The organism is Streptomyces sp. NPDC041191 (assembly GCF_055591945.1).
In genome coordinates this window covers 221,690-246,514 of record NZ_JBVIZC010000003.1, presented here as the reverse complement: position 1 = coordinate 246,514, position 24,825 = coordinate 221,690, and the positions used below count along the sequence as shown (strand labels likewise).

At 71.5% G+C, this 24,825-nt stretch carries 25 protein-coding genes; 20 read left to right on the top strand and 5 right to left on the bottom strand.

The features are described 5' to 3' along the window. The first annotated feature begins 134 nt into the window (after positions 1–134). From ACZ6AQ_RS07195 to ACZ6AQ_RS07145, 11 genes are all read left to right on the top strand, one after another. Positions 135–1,064: an HpcH/HpaI aldolase/citrate lyase family protein gene (locus ACZ6AQ_RS07195; protein ID WP_468758142.1), complete on the top strand. Its 930-nt coding sequence runs from the start codon at positions 135–137 to the stop codon at positions 1,062–1,064. Next, the gene (locus tag ACZ6AQ_RS07190) at positions 1,064–1,612 is read left to right on the top strand and encodes a MaoC family dehydratase (protein WP_468758141.1); all 549 of its coding nucleotides are present in this window, start codon (positions 1,064–1,066) and stop codon (positions 1,610–1,612) included. Before ACZ6AQ_RS07195 ends, ACZ6AQ_RS07190 begins: the two co-directional genes overlap by 1 nt. Before the next feature lie 20 nt (positions 1,613–1,632). Next, positions 1,633–2,808 carry a GNAT family N-acetyltransferase gene (locus tag ACZ6AQ_RS07185; protein WP_468758139.1) on the top strand — a complete coding sequence of 392 codons (1,176 nt, stop codon included), beginning with the start codon at positions 1,633–1,635 and terminating at the stop codon, positions 2,806–2,808. A 121-nt stretch (positions 2,809–2,929) separates the two neighbouring features. Next, complete coding sequence (locus ACZ6AQ_RS07180; protein ID WP_468758138.1) at positions 2,930–3,829, top strand: aminoglycoside phosphotransferase family protein; 900 nt, start codon at positions 2,930–2,932, stop codon at positions 3,827–3,829. A 91-nt stretch (positions 3,830–3,920) separates the two neighbouring features. Next, positions 3,921–4,760, top strand: a complete 840-nt coding sequence (locus tag ACZ6AQ_RS07175) for a hypothetical protein (RefSeq protein ID WP_468758136.1) — start codon at positions 3,921–3,923, stop codon at positions 4,758–4,760. 38 nt (positions 4,761–4,798) lie between these two features. Then, positions 4,799–5,842 (top strand): Ldh family oxidoreductase, encoded by a 1,044-nt coding sequence (locus tag ACZ6AQ_RS07170; protein WP_468758135.1) that lies wholly within the window; start codon positions 4,799–4,801, stop codon positions 5,840–5,842. Between the two features lie 25 nt (positions 5,843–5,867). Continuing rightward, positions 5,868–7,013 (top strand): LLM class flavin-dependent oxidoreductase, encoded by a 1,146-nt coding sequence (locus ACZ6AQ_RS07165; RefSeq protein ID WP_468758565.1) that lies wholly within the window; start codon positions 5,868–5,870, stop codon positions 7,011–7,013. Then, positions 7,010–8,548, top strand: coding sequence for a Gfo/Idh/MocA family oxidoreductase (locus ACZ6AQ_RS07160; RefSeq protein ID WP_468758134.1), 1,539 nt, complete (start codon positions 7,010–7,012; stop codon positions 8,546–8,548). Before ACZ6AQ_RS07165 ends, ACZ6AQ_RS07160 begins: the two co-directional genes overlap by 4 nt. Further along, positions 8,545–9,558 (top strand): phosphotransferase, encoded by a 1,014-nt coding sequence (locus tag ACZ6AQ_RS07155; protein WP_468758133.1) that lies wholly within the window; start codon positions 8,545–8,547, stop codon positions 9,556–9,558. Before ACZ6AQ_RS07160 ends, ACZ6AQ_RS07155 begins: the two co-directional genes overlap by 4 nt. After that, positions 9,555–10,859, top strand: a complete 1,305-nt coding sequence (locus tag ACZ6AQ_RS07150) for a phosphodiester glycosidase family protein (protein WP_468758132.1) — start codon at positions 9,555–9,557, stop codon at positions 10,857–10,859. The genes ACZ6AQ_RS07155 and ACZ6AQ_RS07150 overlap by 4 nt, the downstream gene beginning before the upstream one ends. After that, positions 10,856–11,581 (top strand): PIG-L deacetylase family protein, encoded by a 726-nt coding sequence (locus ACZ6AQ_RS07145; RefSeq protein WP_468758131.1) that lies wholly within the window; start codon positions 10,856–10,858, stop codon positions 11,579–11,581. Before ACZ6AQ_RS07150 ends, ACZ6AQ_RS07145 begins: the two co-directional genes overlap by 4 nt. 252 nt (positions 11,582–11,833) lie before the next feature. Here ACZ6AQ_RS07145 and ACZ6AQ_RS07140 read toward each other — a convergent pair whose 3' ends face one another. After that, a complete protein-coding gene (locus tag ACZ6AQ_RS07140) occupies positions 11,834–12,388 on the bottom strand; it encodes a flavoprotein (protein WP_468758130.1) in 555 nt (184 codons plus the stop codon). Positions 12,389–12,509: 121 nt separating this feature from the next. On the opposite strand from ACZ6AQ_RS07140, the gene ACZ6AQ_RS07135 reads away from it, so the two are divergent. From ACZ6AQ_RS07135 to ACZ6AQ_RS07120, 4 genes are all read left to right on the top strand, one after another. Beyond that, entirely contained in the window at positions 12,510–13,694 is a 1,185-nt protein-coding gene (locus ACZ6AQ_RS07135) for a helix-turn-helix domain-containing protein (protein WP_468758129.1), read from the top strand. A gap of 64 nt (positions 13,695–13,758) precedes the next feature. Further along, positions 13,759–14,013, top strand: a complete 255-nt coding sequence (locus tag ACZ6AQ_RS07130; RefSeq protein WP_468758128.1) for a hypothetical protein — start codon at positions 13,759–13,761, stop codon at positions 14,011–14,013. A 215-nt stretch (positions 14,014–14,228) separates the two neighbouring features. Continuing rightward, positions 14,229–14,363: a hypothetical protein gene (locus ACZ6AQ_RS07125; protein ID WP_468758126.1), complete on the top strand. Its 135-nt coding sequence runs from the start codon at positions 14,229–14,231 to the stop codon at positions 14,361–14,363. After that, positions 14,364–15,542 (top strand): methyltransferase domain-containing protein, encoded by a 1,179-nt coding sequence (locus ACZ6AQ_RS07120; RefSeq protein ID WP_468758125.1) that lies wholly within the window; start codon positions 14,364–14,366, stop codon positions 15,540–15,542. It abuts the gene before it with no gap. 155 nt (positions 15,543–15,697) lie between these two features. Here ACZ6AQ_RS07120 and ACZ6AQ_RS07115 read toward each other — a convergent pair whose 3' ends face one another. Genes ACZ6AQ_RS07115 through ACZ6AQ_RS07105 form a run of 3 tightly spaced genes read right to left on the bottom strand, consistent with a single transcriptional unit; the run spans position 15,698 to position 18,607 of the window. Then, positions 15,698–16,876: a cytochrome P450 family protein gene (locus tag ACZ6AQ_RS07115; protein WP_468758124.1), complete on the bottom strand. Its 1,179-nt coding sequence runs from the start codon at positions 16,874–16,876 to the stop codon at positions 15,698–15,700. A gap of 4 nt (positions 16,877–16,880) precedes the next feature. Beyond that, on the bottom strand, positions 16,881–18,068 hold the full coding sequence (locus tag ACZ6AQ_RS07110; RefSeq protein WP_468758123.1) for an MAB_1171c family putative transporter: 1,188 nt from the start codon (positions 18,066–18,068) through the stop codon (positions 16,881–16,883). Beyond that, positions 18,065–18,607: a regulator component gene (locus tag ACZ6AQ_RS07105; RefSeq protein ID WP_468758122.1), complete on the bottom strand. Its 543-nt coding sequence runs from the start codon at positions 18,605–18,607 to the stop codon at positions 18,065–18,067. Before ACZ6AQ_RS07105 ends, ACZ6AQ_RS07110 begins: the two co-directional genes overlap by 4 nt. 338 nt (positions 18,608–18,945) lie before the next feature. Here ACZ6AQ_RS07105 and ACZ6AQ_RS07100 point away from each other — a divergent pair, with 338 nt between their 5' ends. Further along, on the top strand, positions 18,946–19,779 hold the full coding sequence (locus tag ACZ6AQ_RS07100; RefSeq protein ID WP_468758121.1) for a helix-turn-helix domain-containing protein: 834 nt from the start codon (positions 18,946–18,948) through the stop codon (positions 19,777–19,779). A 44-nt stretch (positions 19,780–19,823) separates the two neighbouring features. Here the strand turns inward: ACZ6AQ_RS07100 and ACZ6AQ_RS07095 are convergent, their stop codons facing one another. After that, positions 19,824–20,282 carry a Secondary metabolite protein gene (locus ACZ6AQ_RS07095; RefSeq protein WP_468758120.1) on the bottom strand — a complete coding sequence of 153 codons (459 nt, stop codon included), beginning with the start codon at positions 20,280–20,282 and terminating at the stop codon, positions 19,824–19,826. Between the two features lie 810 nt (positions 20,283–21,092). On the opposite strand from ACZ6AQ_RS07095, the gene ACZ6AQ_RS07090 reads away from it, so the two are divergent. The 4 genes from ACZ6AQ_RS07090 to ACZ6AQ_RS07075 form a co-directional block, all read left to right on the top strand. After that, on the top strand, positions 21,093–21,977 hold the full coding sequence (locus ACZ6AQ_RS07090; protein ID WP_468758118.1) for a helix-turn-helix domain-containing protein: 885 nt from the start codon (positions 21,093–21,095) through the stop codon (positions 21,975–21,977). Positions 21,978–21,979: 2 nt separating this feature from the next. Continuing rightward, the gene (locus tag ACZ6AQ_RS07085) at positions 21,980–22,675 is read left to right on the top strand and encodes a zinc finger domain-containing protein (protein ID WP_468758117.1); all 696 of its coding nucleotides are present in this window, start codon (positions 21,980–21,982) and stop codon (positions 22,673–22,675) included. Positions 22,676–22,836: 161 nt separating this feature from the next. Further along, entirely contained in the window at positions 22,837–23,478 is a 642-nt protein-coding gene (locus ACZ6AQ_RS07080; protein ID WP_468758116.1) for a WhiB family transcriptional regulator, read from the top strand. Next, positions 23,475–24,825: hypothetical protein (locus ACZ6AQ_RS07075; RefSeq protein ID WP_468758114.1), on the top strand; the 1,351-nt coding region annotated here is incomplete at its 3' end. The genes ACZ6AQ_RS07080 and ACZ6AQ_RS07075, both read left to right, overlap by 4 nt.

Here is a 24,825-nt window from a genome sequence, read left to right as displayed (position 1 = left end):
CGCGAGCGCAAGGCCGACCCCAGCTCGATGCCGTGCCGTCCGGGTGCGTTGCCCAATTCCCTGTTCCTGCTTCCGGTCCGTCGTGCTCGTACGGGCAGCGGTCGGACCGGTCGACCATTCGAGAGGAGATCGACGTGCAGTCTCCGTTGGATCGGGCGAACTCCGTGCCGTCCGTCCCTGTCCGGTCCAGTGGGCCGTCCTGGCTGGTGACTCCCGGCATCACGCCCGCGCGTTTCGACACGGCAGTCGAATCCGGTGCTGAGGTGGTGCTGCTCGACCTGGAGGACTCGGTGCCGACCGGGGCCAAAGCCGATGCCCGGGCGGCCGTGCTGGCGTTCGCCGGTACACGGACGCGGGGGGTCGACGGGCCGCTGCTGGGCGTGCGGATCAACGCGGTGGACGACGCCGAGGGCCTGCGGGATCTTGCCGCCATGGAGGAAGGGCGGTTATGGCCGGACCTCGTCGTGGTGCCCAAGGTTGAGTCGGGTTGCGAGATCGAAGCCGTCGTGCAGGCTGTGAGCGGGGGGCGGACGGCGCCGAGGGTCTGGGCCCTGATCGAGTCTCCGCAGGGGATCGTCAGGCTGTCCGGCATCATGCACACCCCGGGCCTGGCGGGCGTACTCTTCGGCGCCGCCGACTACGCGGCGGCAGCCGGGTGCCGGCTCACATCCCGGGCGATGTGGTACCCGCGCGCTCAGCTCGTCACTGCAGCTGCCGCAGCCGGAATCCCTGCCGTGGACTCGCCCTTCTTCACCCTCGACGACCAGGACGGGCTGCGCCGGGATGCCCTGGAGGCGGCCGAGCTGGGCTTCGCGGGCAAGGTCGCTGTCCACCCGTGCCAGCTGAGCGTCATCGCGCAGGCGTTCGCTCCGAGCCTGCACGAGCTGGAGGTGGCTCGGGCAGTGCTCGACGCGGCCTCCTTGGCGGCCGAGGCCGGCGGCGCCATCACCACGGCGGGCGGCGTGATGGTTGGGCCGCCGCTCGTCGAGGCTGCCCTCGCGGTCATCCGCCGGGCCGGCCACCACCCCACCGTCACCACCACCTCTGTCACGAAAGCGAGCTGATGATGCAGAAGCAGCAGCCTCCGTCGTCCGTCCCGGCCGGGTTCCGCCAGGTGGAGGACGGCCGCCTCCGCGAGGTTGTCGGCCTGGGCCTGGACGACCTCGCCCCCGGCCTGGTCATCGAGCACCGGCCCGCCCGGACGGTGACCGAGACCGAGCACATGCAGGTCCTCGCGCTGATGGGCAACGAGGCACCGGTCCACTCCGACATCGAGTACTGCCGCCGTACCGGCCACCAGCGAGTTCTGGTGTGCGGGATGCTCACCCTCAACATCGTGCTCGGCATGACGGTCCGCACGACCAGCGGCATGACCACCGGCAACCTCGCCCTGGACGAGGTCAGGTGGAAGAAGCCCGTCCACGTCGGCGACACCCTGTCCGCGCGTAGCACCGTCTTGTCCGCCCGCCGCTCGAACAGTCGCCCCGACCAGGGCATCGTCACCTGCCGGGTCGATGGGTTCAACCAGCGCGGCGAGCTGGTCGTCACCGGCACCCGCACCTTCTTCGTCCCCGCCGATCCGGACGCCGTTCGCGACGCCACCGGTTACTAGAAGAAGGGGAAGCCGCCACCATGGACGTGGAGTTCACCGAGGCCGACGACGCCCAGTGGAAGGAATACGACGCTCTGGCCCGCCGTGCCTACGGCCAGCCGGTACCCGACATCACGGGCCTGGGTCCGTACGCGGACCGGCGGGTGGCGCTGCGCGGCGGCCGGGTCGTCGCCGGGGGCATGGGCATGCTGGTGCCGCAGTGGTTCGGCGGCAGGTCGGTGCCCGCCGCGAGCATGGGCTGCGGATGCGTCGCCCCGGAGGAGCGTGGGAGCCATCTCGCTGCCCTCCTCGCGCAGGAGAGGGTACGCGCCTTGCAGGACCAGGGCGCGGTCCTCGCCACGCTGTGGACGGCGTCCAACGGCTACGTGCGGCGGCTGGGCTGGGAGGCCCCGGCACAGGTGTTCTCCTGGACGGTGCCCACCGCCGCCCTCAAGCAGGCCGCCGCCGACACGATGGAGATCACCCACGGCGACACCGCGCAGCTCGCGGAACTGCGGGACCGGCTGGCCGGGCGGTGGAACGGGCCGTGGCAGCGCCCCTCGTGGTGGGGCAGTTGGCAGCAGGAACGGCACCCTGACTCGGAGACCTACGCGTTCGCCGGGCACGGGCGAGAAGCGAACGGCGTCCTGACGACGGCGACGCAGCGCACCCCGGGCGGTCGGCAGCTGGTCGTCCACGACTTCTGGGCCGCCGACGCGCCGACCGCCGACGCGATGCTCGCCTTCCTCGGACGGCACCACGGCCGCATCCCCACCGTGATGTTCGAGCGCACCGGCCTGCCTCCCGGCCCGCTGCTGCAGCAGCGCCTCGCGAGCGTCGGCACGGCGACGGCCAGAGCCTGGCATCCGTGGATGCTGCGCGTCCTCGACCCCGCCCGCGCCGTCGAGCTGCGCGGCTGGCCCGGGCACCTGGACGATGAGATCGTGCTCGACCTCGCCGACCTGGACGGCGCCGGATTCAGCCGCCACACCCTGAGCATCAGCGCCGGCAGCGCCCGCCTCACCCCCGGCGGCGCACGGCGAGGCCGTACCGCCGACGTCACGCTGACGATGGGGCAATTCGCGCTCTGGTACGCCGGCGGCTACCGCAGTCCGGCCGCCGCCGCGATGGCGGGCCTTCGCGGGAAGGACTCCGCCCTCGCCCGCCTGCTGGCCGCCACCTCCGACCGGGAGCCGTGGCTCGCCGACTACTTCTGACCCTCGCACCCCGCCCGGCACCTGGCCGTTGAACCGGCAGGAACCGTCGCGCGCCCCTCGCACCCGCGGGCACGGCCCCACCGAATCCACCCGCTTCACGCCCGTTCGGAGACCTACCTTCATGACGACCGCCAAGCCCACCAAGCCCTTCCCGCCCGAGCTGCGCGACTGGGTCGCCGGCCATCTACCCGGCCTGGACGCGAACGAAGACCGTTCCTGGCCCCGCAGCACCTCCCTGGTGTGGCGCGTGAGCGCGGCCGGCAGGGACGCCTACGTGAAGATCAGTCCCAGCGACCTCGAATTCGAGCGCGAAGTCGCCGGATACGCCTTCACCGCGGCGCACCTGAGCGAGACGGAGGCTCCGCGGCTGCTGGCCTGCGACCCGGGTCTGCGCGCGATCCTCAGCACGCCGCTGCCCGGCCGCGTCGTACGGAACCTGCCCCTGGAACCCGGCACCGAGCTGCGCCTGTACGAGGATGCCGGGCGGCTGCTGCGCCGCTGGCATGACGCGTCCGAGCCCGGTACGGACGCGGACCGCGCCGCGGTGCGGTCCGACATGGAGGATAAGGCCCGCGAGGCCGCCGACTGCCTGGAGGATGTCGCGCCGCACCTGGCCGCCGACCGGCTCTCCCTGGTCGAGGCCGCGTCGAAAGAACTCCCCGGCCTCGCCGAGCAGCTGCCGCTGGTGTACCGGCACGGCGACTACGAGACCCGGAACTGGCTGTACGACGAGGCCACCGGTCGTCACGGTCTGATCGACTTCGCGATGGCCGCGCACGGTGTTGCCGCGTCCGAGTTCGTGTGGCTGTGCGGCGCCGTCTGGTCGGTCCGCCCGGAGCTGCGCGAGGCGTATTTCACGGGCTACGGCCGGCCGCTGACGGCTGAGGAGGATCGTCTGCTGTATCTGCTGACCGTCCGCCTCGGCGTGTCCTACCTGCGCAACGGCCTGGTCAAGGACCGCAACGAGTTCGTGGCGCGCGGCCACCTCGTCCTGGACCGGATGGCCGCCCATCAACCCTAGCGCACGAACCGTGCGCGGACCCGGCACGCCCCCCAGACAGGGTCCGCGTCCTTCCCCCTCTGCCGCAGCGATCCGGATCAGGAGGTGCCCGATGACTCTCACCCCCGACCTGCCCGCCCTCGCCTCGCCGACCGTGTGGGGCGGCGTCCCGCAGCCGCTGCGCGCCGCCGTCGAGGCCGCCGCCGGACCGGTCCTCGACGCCGTCGAGGCCGCGGCGGGCAGGACCGCCCGGTTGCGCCTGTCCCTGGACGTCCCCGGGGGCCGGTTGTTCCTCAAGGCCACTCCGCTGTCCCACCGCCACGCGCCCACCCTGGACACCGAGGCCCGCCTCGCGCCCGCCGTCCGCGCGCTCGCACCCAGGCTGCTACACCACGGCACCGCCGGCGCCTGGCGGTGGCTGCTGTTCGAGCACGTCCCCGGCCGGGCGGTCGACCTGTCCCCGGGCTCGGCGGACCGTGACGCCGCCGCCCGCGCGCTGCGACGCCTCGCGTCCCTGCCGGCCCCCGCCGCCACGCTTCGGGCCGAGGACCGGTGGGCGCACCTCGGCGCCGACCTGGACCTCGGCCTGTTAGTCGGCGACCGGCTCGTGCACACCGACCTGAACAAAGGGAACATCCTCGTCCAGGGCGACGGCAGTGCCGTCCTGCTGGACTGGGCGTGGCCCGGGCGCGGCGCCGGGTGGCTCAGCGCCGGTTTCCTCCTCGCGCAGCTGATCGACGCCGGCACCCCAGCGGCCGACGCCGAGGCGTGGGCCCGCCGGGCGCTGCCCGGCTGGGCCGCCGCCCCCACCGACGCGGCCGACACCTTCGTCACCGCGCTCACCCGGCGCCGTGCCGAACAGGCCGCCACCTGCCCTCCGGACCGCCGCGCCGAGCGGGAGGGGCAGTTGCGCTCCGTCACGACCTGGCACCGCTTCCGCACCCACACCTGAACCGCCCCCTCTCTCCTGCCACCGTCGAACGGAGAACCATGTCCGACACCACCATCTCCACCCCCGGCCCCGCGCCCGCCGAACCGGCGAGCGTGCAGGTGCCGATCGCCGACGTCGAGGACCTGATGGCCCGGATCTGCGCGGTCGCGGGCGTCCCCGACCGCGCGGCCCGCCGGGTGGCCGACCACTTCATGACCGGCGAACTGCGCGGCAAGCCCTCCCACGGGCTGGCGAAGTTCGCCTTCGAATCCCGGTTCTTCCCCGAGCGGCAGGCCCTGCCCGAGATCGTCCGCGAACGCGGGGCGTTCGCCGTCATCGACGCGCACCGCGAGATCGGACCGCTCAGCGCCGACTTCGCGACCGCCGCCGCCATCGAACGGGCCCGCCGTCTCGGCGTCGGCCTGGTCGGGGTCATCAACACCCAGCGCTACGGCGTCCTGTCCACCTTCACCGAGGCCATCGCCGCACACGGCCTGGTCGGCATCGCCGCCAACACCTCCCGGGCCGAAGCCGTCCCGGCCGGCGGCGTCACCCCCGTACTCGGCGTCAACCCCCTCTCCTTCGCCCTGCCCACGCTCGGCGAGCCCCTGAGCGCGGACATGGGTACCACCCTCGCGCCGATGGGCGTGCTGTGGGAGCACCGCCGCTCGGGCCGGCCTCTGCCCGAAGGGTGCTTCGTCGACGCCGACGGCCGCACCACCCGCGACCCTGACGCCGCCTCCTCCGCGATCGTCTTCGGCGACCACCGCGGTCTCGCCTTGTCCCTGCTCATCCAGGTCCTGACCGGTTCCCTGTTCGGTTTCCCCATGGGCAGCGACGTCGACTCCACCTGGACCACCGGGTACGCCTTCATCGCTCTCGACCCCGCCTTCGCCGCCCCTGACCAGGACGCAGCCGCCGCGAACACGCGCCTCGCGGACCAGTTGCGGGCCTCGGCGGCGGCTGACGGTACCTGGCGCGTTCCCGGCGACCAGGGCCGCGCCCGCGAAGCCGCCGCCCGTAGGAACGGCACCATTCCCGTCCCCGGCCCGCTCCTCGCCCGCCTGTCCGCGCGCGCGGCCGGCGACTTCACCTCCGACTGACCCCCAGGAGACTTCCTTGACCAGCTTGCAGTTCCACTGGTTCCTGCCGACCGGCAGTGACGGCCGCACCCTGACCACCGGGATGCGCGGGGTCCACGGGCCCGGCCACGACACAACCACTGCGGCCGGCCCCGGCGCCGACCGTCACCGCGCCCCTGACCTGCCCTACCTCACCCAGATCGCGCAGGCTGCCGAGCACATGGGCTTCGACGCGATCCTCACCCCCGCCGGCACGTTCAACGAAGACCCGTGGATCACCTGCGCCGCCCTCGCCCAGGCAACCGAGCGTCTGAAGTTCCTGGTCGCGCAGCGCCCGGACTCGATATCCCCGACGCTCGCCGCGCAGATGGCCGCGACGTTCCAGCGGCAGACCCGGGGCCGGCTGCTGCTGAACATCGTCACTGGTGGCGACGCGGCTGAGCAGGCCCGCTTCGGCGACCACCTCGACAAGGCCGCCCGCTACACGCGCACCGACGAGTGGCTGACCATCCTGCGCGGCGCTCTGTCCGGCGAGCCGTTCGACTTCACCGGTTCGCATTACGACGTACGGGGAGCCACCGTCTTCTCGGCTCCTGACCCGCTGCCCGGCGTGTACTTCGGCGGTTCCTCCGTCGAGGCCGCCCCGGTGGCCGCCCGGCATGCGGACGTCTACCTCACGTGGGGCGAGCCGCCCGCCGACGTCGCCGCCAAACTGGACCGCATTCGCGCCCTGGCCGCCGGTGCCGGGCGCAGCGCACCGCGGTTCGGGATCCGGTTCCACGTCGTCGCCCGCGACACGAGCGAGCAGGCGTGGGCCGCCGCCGAGCGCCTGCTGGCCGGGGTCGACCCTGAGCACGTCGCACGGGTGCAGGCCACTCTGGCCCACAGCCAGTCCACCGGGCAGGCCCGGCAGAGCAACCTGCACGCCGCCTTCCGGGACAGCGGCCGGACCTCCGACCTGGAGGTGTGGCCGAACGTGTGGGCCGGGGTGGGGCTGCTTCGCGGCGGCGCCGGCACCGCGCTGGTCGGCTCGCACCGCGAAGTCGCCGACCGGATCGCCGAGTACGCGGCGCTCGGCATCACGGAGTTCATCTTGTCCGGGTTCCCCCACCTGGAAGAGGCGTACGAGGTCGGCGAGGGTGTCCTGCCGCTGCTCGGCGCCGGCATCGGCCGCGGGGCGGTGGGCAGGTGAGCGGTGCCGTGAACGTGCTGGTCGTCGGGGTCGGCCCGCACACCCGCCTCAATCACCTGCCCGCGCTGGCCATCGCGCAGGACGCGGGCCTCGCGGGCACCGTCACCGGCGCCGACCTGCCCGACGCGGCTGCAACCGTGATCGAGTACGGCATGCCCGGCCGGCCGCGGCGGATGCCCGTCGTCCGCGTCCAACCGTTCTCCGTCCCCCGGCGATCCCTGCCCGGTGGGGTGCGACGCGTGCTGGAGGACGTGGTGGTGCGGGAGCGTATCGGTGCGGTCGTCGTGGCGACCGAACCGTCCGTACACCTGCCCTACGCCCTGTGGGCGATGGAGCGGGGCCTGCCAGTGCTGCTCGACAAGCCGCTGACCGTGCATCCGGGCGCGTCCACCGACCCGGAAGCCGCAGCGGCGATCGCCGACGACTTCGACACCCTGCTGTACGCCTACCGGGCGGCGCGGCGGCGCGACCCGCGAATGGTGGTCAGCGTGATGAGCCAGCGTCGCTGGCACCCCGCCTTCCGCCGGGTGCGTGAGCTGATCGCCGAGGTCGCCGAGGCCACGAACTGCCCGGTCACCTCCGTCCAGTCCAGCCACGGCGACGGCCAGTGGCGGCTGCCGGACGAACTCCTCGACCTCAGCTACCACGGCTTCGATCGCGGCTACGGCAAGGCCGCGCACTCCGGCTACCACCACTTCGACACCGTGTCGTGGTGGCTGGCCGCGGGCGAGCGCCCGGGCAAGGAGATCGACGAGATCGAGGTCCACGCCGCGTGCACCAGGCCCGCCGACTTCCTCGCCCAGCTCACCGTCGCCGACCACGCCCGGCTGCTGCCCGGCTTCGCCGACCGCAACCCGTACACCATGCAGGACCTGGACCGGATGACCGCCGGCTTCGGCGAGGTCGACGTGTTCCTCAACGTCACCTACCGCAGTCGCGGGCGGGTGATGGCGCTCGGCAGTCACAACCTCGCCCACACCACCTTCTCCCAGCGCAGCGCCCTTCACCCTGTGCCCGGCGGCCTCTACAAGGGCAACGGCCGGATCGGACAGGAAAACCACATCATTCAGCAAGGGCCCTTCCAGGCCCTGCACCTGCATGTCCTGCAGACCCTCCACGGCGACGAGGACGGGGCCGACCGGCGGGCAGCGGGCGGTGCTGACCACATCGAACTCCACGTCTTCCGCAACGACCGGCTGCGCCCCGACTGGCAGCGGCACCGCGCGCTCGGCTTCGCCGACCTCGTCCACGGCAGCGGCGACAACGCGGTGCTCCCGACCCAGCGCTCGGCCCGCACCTGCGCCATCACCGAGTTCCTCTCCTACCTCACCGGACGCATACCCCGTACGGAGATGGCCTCCGACCTGGCCGACCACCGGCGCCCGGCGCGCCTGATGGCCGGCGCCTACCTGTCGATGTCCCGCCGATGGGCCGATGCCGGCCGCCCCGCCGCCCCCGTCGTGCTCGACTTCCACCCGGCCGCCACCCCGGCCCCGACCGCGCACGCCCTCGCCGCCCTGGGAGCCACGCGATGACCAGCCTTTTCGTCACCGGCCGCATTGAGCCCGATCTGGGAACGGTCCTCGGCCCGCACCTGCGCCAAGTCCTCGCCGCGTGCCGTCCGCACATCGGACGCCCCGCCCGCATCGAGGCGTGCATCGGCGGAAACGTCAGCCACGTCTACCGCCTCCACGGCGAGGCGGGCACCGTCATCGTCAAGGTCCGCGGACGCCGCTTCGCCCGGATCACGCACATCGCCACCGACCCGGCGCTGATCTCGGTCGAGCACCGTGCCTTGGTGCTCCACCACGACCTGCTGCCGGACCTCTTCCCGAAGGTCCTGGCGTTCCTGCCCGAGGCACACGCCATGGTGATGACCGACGTCTTCCCCGACGGTCGAACCTGGCGCGAGCACCTCGACCAGCGCGCCGCCACCGTCGAGGAGTGCACACGACTGGGTACCGCCCTGACCCGCATCCACCACGCCACCGCCGGTCTGCCGCCGCTGCGCGACGGCGACGGCGACGCCCTCTTCCGTGCCGAACACGCCTACGGCTACTGCCTGCGCGCCTGCGGCCATCGTGCCCTCGACGAGGCATGCCGCCGCCTGGACGCCCTGCCCGATCCGCAACTGATCCTCGGCGACACCTGCCCGAAGAACCTCAGCCTCGCGGCGGGCCGCACCGTGTTCGTCGACCTCGACAATGTGCACACGGGTGCGCCGCTGTTCGATCTCGGCTACCTCCTCGCGCACGTGGTCCTGCACCACGCGGCCCGGCCCGAACTCCTACACCCGCTCGCCGCCGCGTTCCTCGACGCCTACGCCCTTCCCGGTCCTGCCCGGCCCTGGCGCGGCGACGACCTCCTCGCGACGGTGACCGCCGGAGTGCTGCTGTACCGGCTGGAGGCCCGCACCGTCCCCTATCCGACAACCGCCCCTCCCGCCACCTCCAACCAGCTGCTCCACACCCTGCGCCGTCTACTCGACGCCGGGCCGTTCACCGTCCCCGACCTGCTGGACGCCGCCAGGCCGGTGACGGCATGAACGTCCCCCTCTCCCCGCCCGGTGACCATCCGGACCTGATCCCGCTCGCCGAACTGAGCGCCCGCGGCATCCACGCGCCCAGCGTCCAGTCGCTGGCCCGCGACCAGAGCCCGTTCGCCTGCCCCACCCCGGCCTGGACCCGCCACCTCGCACCGGGCGTCATCCTCACCGCCCGCCCGATCGACCTCAGCGACGGCTGTCTCACCAACGCCTACACCCTCACCGTCGACCTGGACCGCGCCCGGTGCCGACCCGTCTCCTCCCCGCGCGGGTTCCGCCTGCGCCGCCTCGTCACCGGCCCCGTCGTCGCCGCGGTCTCCGGCGCCTTCGCCTACATCTCCGACGACCCCGACTACCAGCCCGCCGAACCCTGCCTCGACCTCGCTGTCCGCGACCACCACGCCGCCAGCCTGCCCACCGTCACCAAACCCGCCCTCCTCATCCACCACGGCCGCCCGGTCGTACGCACCCTGGCCGCCACCGGCACCCTCACCGTCGCTGGCCACCCGCACGCCTGGACCGGCTCCAAGCAGCCTCCTCCGCATCCGGCCCCGCCCGGCCACCTCACCGTGTACGGCGCGGCGAACTGCCGCATCCGCTACCACGACGACCCCCGCACGGGCTTTCGCCGCGACGTCGACCCGGCAGCCAACACCACGCCGCGCGATCCGGCTGTCCTCGACTGCACCGTCGTTCCCACCTCTGCCGGGGCGCGGATCACCGCCGTGCACCCCGGCGGCGGCGCCGACCTGTTCGCCGGCGCCTACGTCCTGCGCAGCCGCCGGCCCTGGCCCGACCACCTCGTCCCCGGCGCGCCCGTCGACGTCACGGCCCTCGACACCCTCGCCACCGCCGGTGTCGGCAGCGCCTTGTCCCTGGGGCCGTCCGCCGCCGACGCCGCCGCTGGCCTCACCGCCGCCTGGGACCAGAGCCTCGGCACAAGCCCTTTCCGTCCCGATGCCCGCTACGCCCGCACCCTGCTCTCCCTTGATGGCCGGCATCTGACCCTGACTGTCCTGGACGGCGCACCACTCGCACCCACGTTCCAGGGCGTCACCGTCCAGGAGACCGCCGAGCTGTGCGAGCAGGCCGGCCACGACCCGGCGGCGGTGTTCCACCTCGACGGCGGCCAAACCTCCAAGATCGCCTTCCGGTACGGCCGCGAACCGACAGACGCCGTCGGCAACCTCCACTACCTGCGCTGGCCCCGGCACGAGCACGAGCCCTTCCGCTGGCAGGGCCTCGACGGCCGCCGTCTGCACAGCGCTCTGCAGATCACCTCCACCGAGGAGTCCCGTTGACCACTTCCCGGTCCGTCCTGGTCGTCGTCGCCCACCCCGACGACGCCGAGCTCGCCATGGGCATGCGCATCCGCGACCACGTCCTCGCCGGCGACCGCATCCGTGTCCACTGCCTGAGCACCGGTCGCGCCGACAAGGACGACGGCGCTGCGCGCCGCGACGAGTGCCTGGCCGCCGCGAAGATCCTCGGCATCGGCGGCTACACCTTTTCCCAGATCCCCGACACCCGGTTCACCGACCACCGCGGCGCCATCAACGCCGCCCTCTTCGACGCCTTCGCGACCGAGCGCCCCGATGTCGTCTACACCCACTACCCGGACGACCAGCATCTCGACCACGCCGTCACCGGCGAGGAGGCCACCACCGTCGCGATGCGAGAGGCCGCCGACCTAATCCACTTCCGCTCCCCCTACAGCCGCAACTTCGAACCGAACCTCTACTTCGTCGGCACCCCCGACCTCCTGGAAGCCAAGCAGGCGGCACTGGCCTGCTTCACCTCACAGCAGCAGCTCGACATGGCGGTCTTCAGCGGCCTGACCGAACTGGCCTACCGACAGCACGTGCATCACCGCGTCGTGGAGCGTTTCCCCGCCCAGGCCCATGGCGCCGAGATGTTCCGCACCACCCGTCAGATCGTTCACGCCCGTAGACGTGAGGCAGAGGACACGCCCACCCTCCAGCACCCCGGCTGCCACTCGACCAGTGAGAGGCACACCAGATAGGCAGCACTCTCACGCACAGCAGCAAGGAGCCCCTCTCTCCCCCCATAGGACACGGTCTTAGTGCGCGGTGTGCCGATGAAAACGGGTCTGACCAGCGCGAACGAGGAGGACGGACAGCCATGTGTGTGCTGGTAACGTTACGAGTTTCGGCTGGACTCGAATGAATGGCCGGACCGGGTCCGATGATCTCGGCTGCTCGTCCGTCTCTTAGTCGGGTAGCCGGGTCACGTCTCCGTGACCCGGCTACCCGACTTAAGCAGTCGAGGTCGAGTCGAGTACGTCGGCGACGGCGTCCAGGGCGGCCCGCCACGGGTACGTGGCGGGGTTGCCCTGGCCAGGTTCGTTCGGGGTGAAGCCGTCTTCGCCGTACAGCACCCGGACCCCGGCTCCCCGGAGGGTGTCGATCGAGCGCTCGAACTGCGGATGGGCGACGTATGCGGAGTTCACGCACGGCATCATCGCCATGGGGATGCTTTTGCCGATGCCTTCGGCGACCACGCCGACGAGCCACTTGTCGGTGATCCCGAGCGCCCACTGGTTGATCGTGTTGAAGGTCGCCGGGGCGAGGACGATCGCGTCCGGCTTCGGCCACACGTCCGGCTGGCCGGGCATCCGGTAGTCCCAGCGGACCGGGTGGCCGGTGAGGACGGCGAGGCCGTCGAGGGAGCCGGCGAGCCAGCGGGCCGCGGTGGGGGTGAGACCGAGGCATACGTCCCAGCCGTCGGCCTGCGCTTCCTCGATGACGCGGGCGACGTCGAAGACGGGCGGGGCCGCGCTGCTGAACAGGTACAGGATCGGAGCGCTCATGAGGGCCATCCGATCACAGCCGGGCCGCCGTCAACGTGGCGGGCTCCGTGGGGAATCGGCCCCTCGCGACCTGGAGCAGCGCGTAGCGTTCCGGGTGACGGGTCACGGACGGGAGACCGGTATGCCGACGCGGGATGATGACCACACCGGTACGCGGATCAAGGAGCAGCGGAGGCTGGCGGGGCTGACGCAACGGGAGCTGTCCGGCCGGATTCCGTATTCGTACAGCTGGCTGACGCAGGTGGAGTGCGGGGCCCGGCCGGCGTCCGTGGACTTCGTCGCGGCGACCGCGCGGGCGCTGCGGATCGACGTCACCGTGCTGACGGGGCAGCCGTATGTGACGCAGATGCAGCAGGACCGGCTCGCGGAACTGATCCGGCCGATCCGTGAGTCCCTCGACCTGTACGACCTCGGCGACGATCCCCAGGTCACCACGCGCACGGCCGGCGAACTCGTCACCGCCACCGAGGAACTGTGCGCCCATGTGCGTGCCACTCACCTGCACGCGGCGGCGGCGGCCCTTCCAGACGTCATCACGGAGCTGACCGTCCTGTGCTGGCGCTCGCCGGCGACGAAGCTGTGGCGGGCCCTGGGGTCCGCTTACCGCACCGCACACGACGTCACGGTGAAACTGGGGTACTTCGACCTCGCCGGCGTCGCCCTCGACCGGCTGGGCTGGGCCGCGGAGCGGGCAGCCGACCCGTGCCTGGCCGGCATGCGGCAGTACTTCCGGGGCCTGGTCTACTTCCGCGAGGGCGAGTACACCATCGGCCTGCGCCTGGTCCGCTCCGGCCACAGCCTGCTCGACCCGGGTGACTCGACCCGCGAGGTCCTCACCGTCGCCGGCCAGCTCCACCTGGGAGGCTCGGTGCTGGCGGCGCGGGCGGAGGACGCGAACCTGGCCGCCGACCACCTCGCGCGGGCCCGCGAGTACGCCGAGCGGGTCGGCGACGCCAGCCGGGTGCACTGGCTCAACTTCAGTCCTGTGAACGTGGCCCTGCACGAGATGAGCGTGGCGATGGAAATGCGCCAGTACGACGAAGCGCTGCGGCAGGCCAAGGCGATCAGGCTGCCGGGCTCGATCGCGACGTCCCGCCGCGCGCACTTCTTCATCGACCGGGCCCGCGTGGAGATGGAGCTGGGCCGGAGCGAGCCGTCGCTGCGCTCGCTCTGGGCGGCTCGGCGGGCGGCTCCGGAGCAGACCCGCTACCACCCCGGGGCCCGGGAGACGATCCGCGGGCTCGTCCACCTCGCCCGCCGGGCCCCGGAGCCGCTGCGGAACATGGCGACCTGGATCGGCATGTAGGGGCCGCTGGGACTCTCTCTCAAGTGAAAGAGTTTCCGGGGCTCTCGGTGGCCACGATGACGGCGTGAGCGATGACACGGACCTGACGACGGAACTGCTGGACGGGCTGTCTCCCGAAGCGGTAGAGCAGGCCCACGCGACCATGGCGCGCCGCGAGGGACCCGCCGACGTGGAGACCTGCGACTACTGCCGGTCCGCCAGCGAGTCGACGTTCCAGGCCCTGGTGGACGACGAGGGGTTCGAGGAGCAGGCGGAGGTGGCCTACTTCCACATCCACAACGCGCACGCCGACCAGGCCACCGAAGGGCAGAGGGTCTGAGCGTCCGCACGCACCACCCACAGACTTCCGAGACCCGGCGCGACGCGTCAGGCCGGCGTCCCGCCGGGTCTCGGAACCGAACACCCCGGACGCCTCCTGTCCAACCCACGCCAACGCGTCCGGGGGCAGCACTCCCACCCGGTCGTCCCTCCGTGGGGACGGAAGACGGCCGGGCGGGCTCCACAGAAGAATCCGCGACCGAGAAGGAGACCAGTATGGGATGGGGTACGGGCAAAGGCGGAGGCGGCGGCAACGGGCAGCATTCCGGGGGCAAGGATCCGGGAACGTCCAAGCCGTCGTCGGACACGGCCAAGCCGAAGGACCCGCCGAAGCACAAGAAGGACGAGTAAGTGGCACCGGATCGCGTGGTGTCCGAGCACATCGCCCTGCGCGACCTGCTTGGCGCGGTGAACGAAGACATGAACCTGCCCCTGGCGCCCGAGTGGGAGCGCGCGGCGTGGGCCGTCCCCCGGTCGGCGTTCGTCCCCGACCGTATCTACCTGGGCGACGATCTCGAACCGTGCGACCGAACCGACGCCCCCCAGACGTGGCTGCGGGCGGTCTACGCCAACGACAGCGTCGTGACGCAGGTCAACGACGGCCAGGCCCCCGGTGACGGCGAGCGGTGGGCGTCATCGTCCGCTTCGGCCCCGGCCATCGTGTTCCGGATGCTGCACATGCTCGACGTGCGCGAAGGACACCGGGTCCTGGAGATCGGCACCGGAACCGGATGGAACGCGGGCCTCCTGGCCCACGTCGTCGGCCCCGGGAACGTGACGACCGTCGAGGTCGACCCCTCACTGGCGGCCGAAGCCGCGGAGCGCCTGCGGAAGGAAGGCGTCGCTGCGGCCGTAGTGGCCGGGGACGGGGCCAAGGGGTACGCGGACAACGCGCCGTACGACCGGCTCGTGGCCACGTGCTCCGTACGCTCCGTCCCGCGTCCGTGGGTCGACCAGGTCACGCCCGGGGGCGTCATCCTCACCCCGTGGGAAAGCCCCTGGATCTGCTACGGCCTGCTGCACCTGACCGTGGACACCACCGGAGCCGCGTCGGGGAAGTTCTCGCCGCACTCCGCGTTCATGCTCATGCGGAACCAGCGCACCGACCTGCGAATCTTCCGGGACGTGGTACGCGACGACCACCAGCCCGACGAGTCGACCACCAGCCTCCCGCCGTGGCGGGTGACCGGGGACGACCTCGCCGCGCAGTTCGCCCTGGGGCTCCAGCTCCGGGACGTGTGGTGGACGTGGCACGACGACCCGGACGTGGACGGGGTCGCGTCCCGGCTGTGGCTCGCCACAACCGACGCCACGTCATGGGCGGCCGTGGACTGGGACGGAAAGTCCGACGACCGGTGGACGGTGTGGCAGCACGGCCCGCGCCGGCTGTGGAACGAAGTGGAAGCCGCGTACACCTGGTGGACCCACGCCGGCCGACCCGGACCCGACCGGTTCGGCCTGACGGTCACCGCCACCGGTGAAACCAGATGGCTGGACAGCCCAGGTCAGCCCGTCCCCCGGACCGGCTGACCGAAGGACGCCCCGCTCGTGCGCTGCCCCCGTGGCGCACGAGCGGGGTTCTCAATGTCCGGAACTCCAGTTGAAGCACCCGTAGCGCTGCCCTCGTAGGTGAACCGGCTGTGCGCGGCCGTCGGAAACACGTCCGCCGGCTGCGGACCGGGTCGCTACGCCAGGACGGGAAGCGAGGCCGGACCGCGAACGAGACGGGTGTGCCGCCGGGCGAGTCGGTCGGCCGGTACGGCGAGCCGGATTCCGGGGAATCGGGTGAGCACCGCGCGCAGGACGATCTCCATCTCGGCCCTGGCCAGGGGTGCGCCGAGGCAGCGGTGGATGCCGTGGCCGAAGGCGAGGTGGGCGGCGGCGTCCCGGTCCAGGTCGAGCCGGTCCGGTGCCGGGAACCGTGCAGGGTCTCGGTTGGCCGCTCCGAGCGCGACCATGACGGGGGCGCCGGCCGGAACGTCGGTGCCGCTCAGAGTGATGGCTTGCGTGGTGAACCGGAAGGTGGCCGTGCTCACCGCGGAGTCGAAGCGGAGCAATTCGTCCAGCGCGGCCGGGATCCCGTCCGGGTTCTTCCGCAGGCGGTCCAGTTCGGCCGGGTGCTGGAGCAGGGCCAGCAGGGCGTTGCCGAGGGCGTTGGTGGTGGTCTCGTGTCCGGCCACGAGCAGCAGCACGGCCAGGGAGACCAGCTCCTCCTCGCTCAGGTGGTCGCCTTCGTCGCGGACCGCGACGAGCCGGTCGAGCAGGGAGTCGCCGGGGTCGCGTCGCTTGTCGGCGACGAGTGCCATCATGTATCCGGCCATCGTGTGAGAGGCCGCGTCGACGGCATCGGGCTCTCCGGCCGTGAAGAGCTGGGCGGACCAGCGCCGGACGTCGGGCCGGTCGGCGGGCGGTACTCCGAGGAGTTCGCAGATGACCGCGACCGGCAGTGGTACGGCCAGGCCGGTCATGAAGTCGAACGGGGTGCCGGCGGGCCACCGGTCCAGCAGCTCGTCGGCGGTCCGGGTGATGAAGGGGCGCAGCTGGGTGACGGCTCCGGTGGTGAACGCCCTGGTCACCAGCTTGCGCAGCCGGGTGTGCCGGGGCGGGTCGCTGGCCAGCATGGTGTGGGCGACCGCGGGATGCAGGCGACGCCGTGACCCGGTGCCCGCGAAGAAGACGGCCGTGTCCTTCGAGAGCCGGGCGTCGCCGAGGGCTTCCCGGGCTTCCGCGTAGCCGGTGACCAGGTAGCTGGGACGCCCGCCGGAACCGGCGGGCACGGGCTGCACCGGGCAGGTCGCCCGCAGGGCCGCGTAGGCCGGATAGGGGTCCTGGAGGAAGTCTGGATCCTGAGTCGGGTCGGTCATGCTCTCAGGCTCCAACGGGCTCCGTCCGGACATCGCCGACGACGCGCCCGACCTGGTTGGCGTAGGCGTCCGCCACCAGGAGGAACCACTCCGTGTCCGCGCGCAGGTCCTTGCGGAAGGCAGCCCCCGCCGACGGCGGGGCGACATCGTCGGCGAACCGGCCGGTCTCCAGGCCGGCGAGCGCCGCCTTCACGACAGCAGCTTCGACTGCTGCCGCATCGCACACCGTTGCAGCGTCGAAGGCGCTCTGGGCCGCCTCCTGCACCTTCCGGGATCGGTACGGCCGAAGGGTGAGGATGGCGTCGCTGATCTCGATGACCCGCCGCTGCAGCAGGAAGTCCGAGTCGGCCGCCACGTCCTCGGCGTCCGTGGGCGACAGGACGATGTGCGGCATCGCAGCCGACAGGTCTTGCCACAGGGGGCCCAGCGCCTCGAAGGAACGCATCTCCCAGCGCCGGCGGCGGGCCTGGCTGATCGGGTAGGCCACGGCGGGCAGGGTCAGGCCCAGGCAGATCAGCAGGACGGCGAGCGCCGGTGCGGTCACGCTGAAGGCGCACCTGCCGACGAGCGACGAGCACTCCGCACGGTTGTCGAAGAGTCCCAGATCCAGGCCCAGGTCGACGAGACGGGTCGTCTTGTAGGCGACGTAGATCAGAGCGAAGACACAGCCCGCCGCTGCCACTCGGAGGCCGGCGCGGACACTGCCGCGGCGTGTCGACTTCGACTGGCGCACGGCCTGCAGCATGAAGTCGACGACCGCGAAGCCGAGGTAGGACACGTACAGAAGCAGGTACACGGCATACACCCGCGGGGACCGGTGGGTCGTCTGCTCGTAGGCGAACAGGATGGCCATGCCGACGACGGCCACGGCAAGCAGACCGAGGCGTATTCGGATGCGTCGGCGGGCCTCGGACGGCTCCAGGTTGAGCTGGAACGAGACGGCCACGACTGCCGTGGCAGCCGCCAGCGAAGCGGAGTTGCTCAGCAGCCGGGCGACGTCCGGCACAAGCGCCTCGACCGTGTCCTCGACCAGCGGCGCGTAGGAAGCGAACGCCAGGGCGAAAGCCCCGAGCAGCGCGCCCATGGCCCACGTGCCCGTCGGACGGGGCGTTCCCCGGCCGAATACCCAGTAACCGGCAGCCGCGGCAAGCAGAAGAGCCATACCAAGGAAGACCGCATTCATCGCGTTCATCGGCCGAACCGACCTCTCTTGAAGGGCTGGGCGAAAAGCGCGTCCCAGCTGTCCGGTCCCTTCTCGGGCCGGAGGGAAGGGGATTCCCGGTCGCGATAGATGCGCCGGCGGATCACCGACGCCATCATCTCGGCTTGCCGTTCATAGGTCTCCGAGTAGCTCGTACGTCCCGACATGCGCATCACCTGGGTGGGGTTCACTCCGAGCGACCGGGCCGTCTTCGCGTCGATCTCCAGGCTTCCGGGATGGTCGCAGTACACGTGGCACATTTCGTGCGTGAGGATGTGCCGCTGGTGGTGCACAGACGTGCCTTCCTCGTAGAAGAGGAGGTCGGCCTCCGGGAGTTCCAGCCGTATGCCGCAAGGCGCGTCGACCGTGCCGAGCGTGGTCAACGGCTTCAGGATGATCGGCTTCCCCCGTCGTTCGGATATCGCATCGCGCAATTCACGCGTGCTGAACCGGTGCGACAGGTTCAGTAGATCGACCTGCTCCTCGCACCAAGTGCGCAGTTGACTCTCGTCATTGTCTGGCAAGGACATCGAAATCCCCATCGGCCGTGGCTGTACGCCACCTCGCTGGTGAGCGGCCACGAGAATGCCAAGAGGAAGGCGGAACTCGCACTTCCCGGAAGTCACAGTTCCGGTTACGGAAAGTGAGCCGCCAGGGCCCTATCCCTCCGGCGCGGAACGGCTTCAACCCCGTCCAGAGCGGCGCGACACCCACCATTCCGGGCCCGCGCACCGAGCGGCCAATTTGCTTGAAAAGTTGACCATCCGTTATGTCCGACTACTCTGAATGACTGATTCATGATCCGCCAGCCATAATCGAGAAGGCTGCGTGGCGCACGTCACCCGGCGATGTGACTTATTTTCAGGTCATGGACCCCGGGGGTGAGCAGGTTGAGAGAAGAAAGCCTGACGGCGAGTCCCTGCCTGCGTTGCTGCGATCGTGGCGGAGGCGTACGAATCCCCGAAAGGTCCCGGGCCTGGTGGTCACGGGGCGGCGGGGGGACGGGCTGACCCAGAGCGACGTCGCCCGTCTGGCGGGGGTGAGCGTCCGCTGGTACGGCGCACTTGAGCGAGGCATCGAAGCCGACTACTCGACCGACTTCCTCGACCGGGTCTCGGCCGCACTCCGACTGAGCCCTGCGGAACGCCGGGCCCTGTACTTGAAGGCGGTGGGGCGCCCGCCGGCCCTCACCGCGCCGTCGGAAGCGGAGGTGGACGAGGCACTGCTGCAGCAGTTCCTGGACAACCAGGCCCCCGCGCCCGCGTTCGCGATGGATCTCGCATGGAACGTGATCGGCTACAACAGACCGTTCCTGGACTGGTTCCCCGGAGTCACCCACCGGGCCAATCAGCTGAAATGGGTATTCTTCGCGCCAGAGGCCCGTGAGCAGCTCGTGGCCTGGGAGCAGGAGTGGGCACGCCCCTACCTGGGACACCTCCGCTATGAGCGGGCTCATCACCCCGAGGACAAGACGCTGCTACAGCTGGAGCGGGACATCCTCGCGGGGTCGGCCGCCGCGAGGGAGCTGTGGGACCGCCGCGAAGTGGTCGAACATTCTCACGGCGCCCGGCGCCGCCTCAGGCTCCCGTATCACCAGGGGCAGGAGGTCGCCGTGCGGGTCGTCGCACTACGGCCGACACGCACGGACCTCCTCCGCGTGGTCGTACTACTGGAGGACCGCGGAGGGGCCGGCAACACCTGAGCGAACCGCAGAACAGGCGGACGCTGCACTTCCAGCGGACGACCTCACTCGTCGTCGAGCAGGTCGGACTCCTCCGACTCCGACATCCCCTCAAGCCGACGTGCCTGGGTGATCACGCTGGTCACCATGTCCAGGCTCCCCGCGCTGAGCCCATTGGCACGCAGGGCGATCCGGCGCACGCCCTGGTCACGCATCGCGTCGAGAAGCCGAATCTCGGCGCGCTCACGCTCGGCTTCCTCCTCGTCCTGGCGCTCGGCTTCCTCCTCGCCGAAGAAGTAGCTCGGCTCTACCTTGAAGAAGCCGGCCAGCGCCCGGATGGTGTCCCTCTTCGGGTTCCGATTGACTCCGGTGCGGAGCTGCTGGATGGCGCTCGCGGAGACCTTCAAGCCGGAGGTCTCGCGGATGCCCTGCGAGACCTGCTCGTACGAGTACGAGCCGCGCCCTCTCGGGTGCTTCGTCCGAAATAGATGGTCGAGCAACTCCGCGAAGCTCTTCTCAGTCATCCCCTGCCCTCCGTCATGACCACCATCATATCCACTCCAGTGGCAGTCACGCCCACTCTCGCCTCCGGGGGCAACATCACAGTTGACGACCATGCGACATTGCGATGTACGTTAGTCCCCACAGCCACCCAGTCCAGTGTTGACTCCCTGGTCAGACGGACGCGCGGAGGGCGAACTTAAGTCAAAAGTCCCATACAGAAGCAAACGGGGAGGAAGGGGAAGTTCCCGCACGTGCTGCGACATATGCGGCACACGAGCACACTCGCGACTATCCGGCCAGTGCCAGGGCGCCACGTCCGGCGAAACGGAGAAGCGCCATCGGGCCCCGAGAGCGGCAACTCTCGGACGGGCGCAGTAACGGAATTCCCCGTGACTCTCTGCAACCAGTACAGAGTTTAAGAACCAAGTCTGGATCTTGACACGGGCGCGTGCGTATGTTCGTCGTCCCCCGGGCATGCCGCCCGGCACGTCGAACGTAAGGAGCGCGGCAGATCGACCAGACCGTATAGGTCCGCATACAGCGACGGCGCCCGGGAGCGGTAACTCCCAGACGCCGAACGCTAAGTGGCATGTCCGCCCCGGCAAGGGCGGAGGTTGCCCACCATCACCACGCTGAGTCCTTCCGAGGGGCGCGTCAGCGTGGCAACACTGCAACGAGGAGTATCGCATGCCTCCTGCCCTGCGCAAAAGGCCCTTCCGTCTGGCCTGCGCGGCAGCCATCTCCGCCTCAGCGCCTTCGCGCACCGTGCCGGAGCACACCACCCCGGTCCCGGCGAACCGTCGGCTCCGCCCCCTCACCGGGAGCGGGCGATGAGCAGCGAAGCCCGCGAGTGGGTCTGGGAGCACAGCTCCAGTCGGGGGACCGCGCGCCTGGTCCTGCTGTCGATCGCCGACCGGGTGGCCGACGAGCAGTGCGTCTCCTGGGCCTCGCTGTCCAGCCTGGCCAAGCGCACGCGCGCTTCCGTCTCCACGGTGCGCGAGGCCATCGACCGCCTGGTGCATGCCGGTGAGCTGGAGCAGCTCGACGACCTCACCGGCCCGCAGCGCAGCACGGTCTACCGCCTCCCCCTCGCCGCCCAGGCCGTGGCAGAGACCGCGGAAGACGAAGGCGCTGACCAGGCGCCGGAGGGCGAGCGCGAGGCCGCCCCCGTCCTCCGGGTCTCGGTCCTGCGGCGGTACGGAATTCGACCGCGTGAGGTACCGGAATCCCCTGCAAGGGACCGGAATCCGGCAGTACCGGAAACCGGCAGGTCCCGGCGGAAACCGGCACCCCGACGTACCGGGAACCGGCACAGCGGTGTACCGGAAACCGGCACACAGAACCGTAGTGAACCGGATTTGAACCGTAGGTACAGCAGTGGTGCTGCCGTCATCTCGGCCAGCGAGTGGCAGGTCGACCCCGCCACCCACACCTGGACCCGCGAGCAGGGACACCTCGACCGCCTCGGCCAGGACGGCCTGCGGGCAGCCGACGCGAAGTGGCGTGCCCACAGGGCGGCCTTCAAGCCGAGGCCGGCGGACGCCTGGGCCACCGACTGGCGCTCCTGGATCGCCCGGGAGCACGCCCCCAGCCGCCCGAACCTCTACGCCGTGCCCGGCAGAGCCTCCGCCGCCCCCGGCGGTATGACGCGGGCCGAAGCCCACACCGCCGCCCTTCTCGCCGCCCTCGACGAGCCGACCGGAACGGAGGGCTGACCGTGGACCGCCGCGAAATCGCCGCCCTGCTGGCCTACATCGGCCGGCTCGACCCCCGCACCATCCGCACCGACCAGGGCGAGGCCCGCGACCAGCTCGCCCAGTGGCACGAGCTGCTCGACGACGTGCCGATGGCCACCCCACACGGCTGGGACGCCCGCGTCGCCGCCCGCCAGCACATCCGCACCTCGCCGTACCAGATCCTGCCTGCGGACGTGGCACGTCCCTGGGAGAGCTACCGGCGCGACCGCCTGGCGAGGCACTCCGACCCCATGCCGTCCGTCGACCCGGACGACCAGGCCGCCTGGACCGCCGAGCTGGTCGGCACCCGCCGCGCCGTCGCCGCCGGCTTCGCGCAGCCCGCGCAGGCCAGGGCGATCACCAGCGGACGCAGCAGGATCGACCCGAAGCTGGAAGCACGGCTGCGGGAGATCGGCTCCTGCATACCGCCCGCCGCCCGGGACGCTCTCGCGCCCTACCGACCCGCCCGGGCAGCCCGCGAGGCCGCCGTCGCGCAGGGACAGCCCGACGCCCTGAGCGTCCGGTGCGAGTGGTGCCTGGCCCAGCCCGGCGAGCCCTGCCGCCGACGCCGGGTCGGACCCGACGGCGGAGCGCGCGGAACCGCCCCGCTCGCCACCCCGCACCCCAGTCGCCTCGACCTCGCCGTCCAGCAGGCCCAGCAGCCGGTCACGGCCTGACCGGCCCCCGCAGGCGGTGCATCCCGTCCGGTACACCGTCACCCACACCACCATCCCGCCCCGGCTGCGACGCACGCTCTTGTACCGCGGCCGGCACCCGAGACCGCGCCCGCCGAGGATCGTCCCGGCCGGACGGCGCGGCAGCACATCGGAGAACCCCCTTGCGCCACATCACCACCCACGATGTCCCGGCTACCGGCCTGCGCGGCATCGCGGACACCAGCTGGCACGACCGCGGAGCGTGCCACGGCATGGACGTCGAGGACGCCGATGCCGTGTTCTTCCCCCTCCCCCGGGACCACGAGGCCATCGCCGAGGCGAAGGAGCTGTGCGGCTGGTGCCCGGTGCGCAGCGACTGCCTCAACTACGCCCTGGAGAACGTCCTCAAGGAGGGCATCTGGGGCGGGCTCACCGAGGCCGAGCGGCTCCCTCTGCACAAAAACCTGTCCCATCGCCTCGATTACCGGCGCGTAGTCGGGTTCTTCCAGGGACGCGACGTCCACCTGACCGAGGCGGAGCGCCAGGTCGTCGTCGACCACGCCTACGTCCGGGGCTGGCAGCCCGACCGACTCGCCGGCGGCCTACAGATCAGCTACAAGCACGCCCGTGACCTGCTGCGGCAGGCCGCCAACAAGGTCTTCGACCGCGACCGCCGCCAGGGCGTGCCCCGGCCCAAGAAGAAGCGGAAGAAGACCGTCCTGGCAGCAAGCGGTCCCATGTCCACCCAGCCCGGCACACGCCAGCCGGTGTCCCGCCCGGCAGCGTCGGCCTCGACGCCCGCCTCTTTCGGAAAGGCCGCATGATCCACCCCGTCCTGTCCCTCGGTGCCGCTCCGGACCTCCCCCTTCTCCTCGTCGCCGGCGTGCCCGCCGCCCTCGCTCTGGTGGTGGCCGCCTGGACGATCCGGCGCCGGGGCACACGCCCGCAGAAACGTCTCGGCGGCCCGGCGGTCAAGGTCGCCGCCCTCGCCGCCCTGGGCTGCACCGCCTACAGCGCCGACACCTCGTGGCGCTTCGCGGCCGACTACCTCGACATGGCCGGCACCGCCGAGCGAGCCGGCATGTTCGCCGCCGCCGAGCTGGCGCTCTTCGCCACTGCACTGATGGCACGGCAGAACCTTGCCGTCCAAGGCGCCCCCGGCCTGCCGGGCACGCTGGTCTGGGTGATCACCGGAGTACAAGTGATCCCCGCCTACGCCGAGAGCGGTCCCGTCGGCGGCACCGTCCGGGCCTTCGTCGGTCCGATCATGGCGGCGATGCTGTGGCACCTCGCCATGGGCATCGAGCTACGCCTGCGCACCCCGGGCGCCGCCTCCCACGGCCTGCTCGCCGTCCTGGGACGAGAAGCACGCGAACGGCTCCTGTCCCGCCTCGGGATCGCCGCCCGAGACCGAGACGCCGCGCAGATCACCCGGGACCGGGCCACTGCCCGAGCCGTCACCCTGGCCGCCCGTCTCGCCGAGCGCACCCCCGAGCAGCAGCAGAGCTGGCGCGGCCGACAGCTCACACGGCGCCTGTCGAAGGCGGTCGGCAGGGCATCGGTCGGCACCGACCCCCACCAGCGCACACAGTTGCTCGACCAGCTCGCCGCCCGCCGGCACGCGCTCGCGCTCGCCACGGTCTCGCTTCCCTCCCCCTGGTCCCCGGCGCACAGGGCCACGGCGGCAGCCACGGTCTCCGCGCAACCGGCCCCGCGAGCTTCGGTCCCCGGAGACGGTCCCCACGAAGCTGATGGTCCGGTCGGGGACCGGGGACCACGCAACCAGAGGGAGCCGGTCCCGGTCCCCGGAATCACGGACGCGAAAGTGTCCTCGAACGCGGGGGCCGGAGGAGGCGGCACGGGGACCGCCGTGGGGACCGAGTCCCCGGAAGTGGACGCGGTCCCGGGGACCGGTCCCCTCGACACGGAAGCCTCGGCAGGGGACACCCGAAGCGCGGGGACCGACATCCCTACCCAAGAAACCCCAGCTCAGGGACCTGATTTGGACCGGGGACCGATTACCGCCGAGTCGGGGACCGAACCCACCGGGGACCGGGGACCGACCCCCACCGACACGGGGACCGAACCCACCGGGGACCGGGGACCGACCCCCACCGACACGGGGACCGAACCCACCGGGGACCGGGGACCGACCCCCACCGACACGGGGA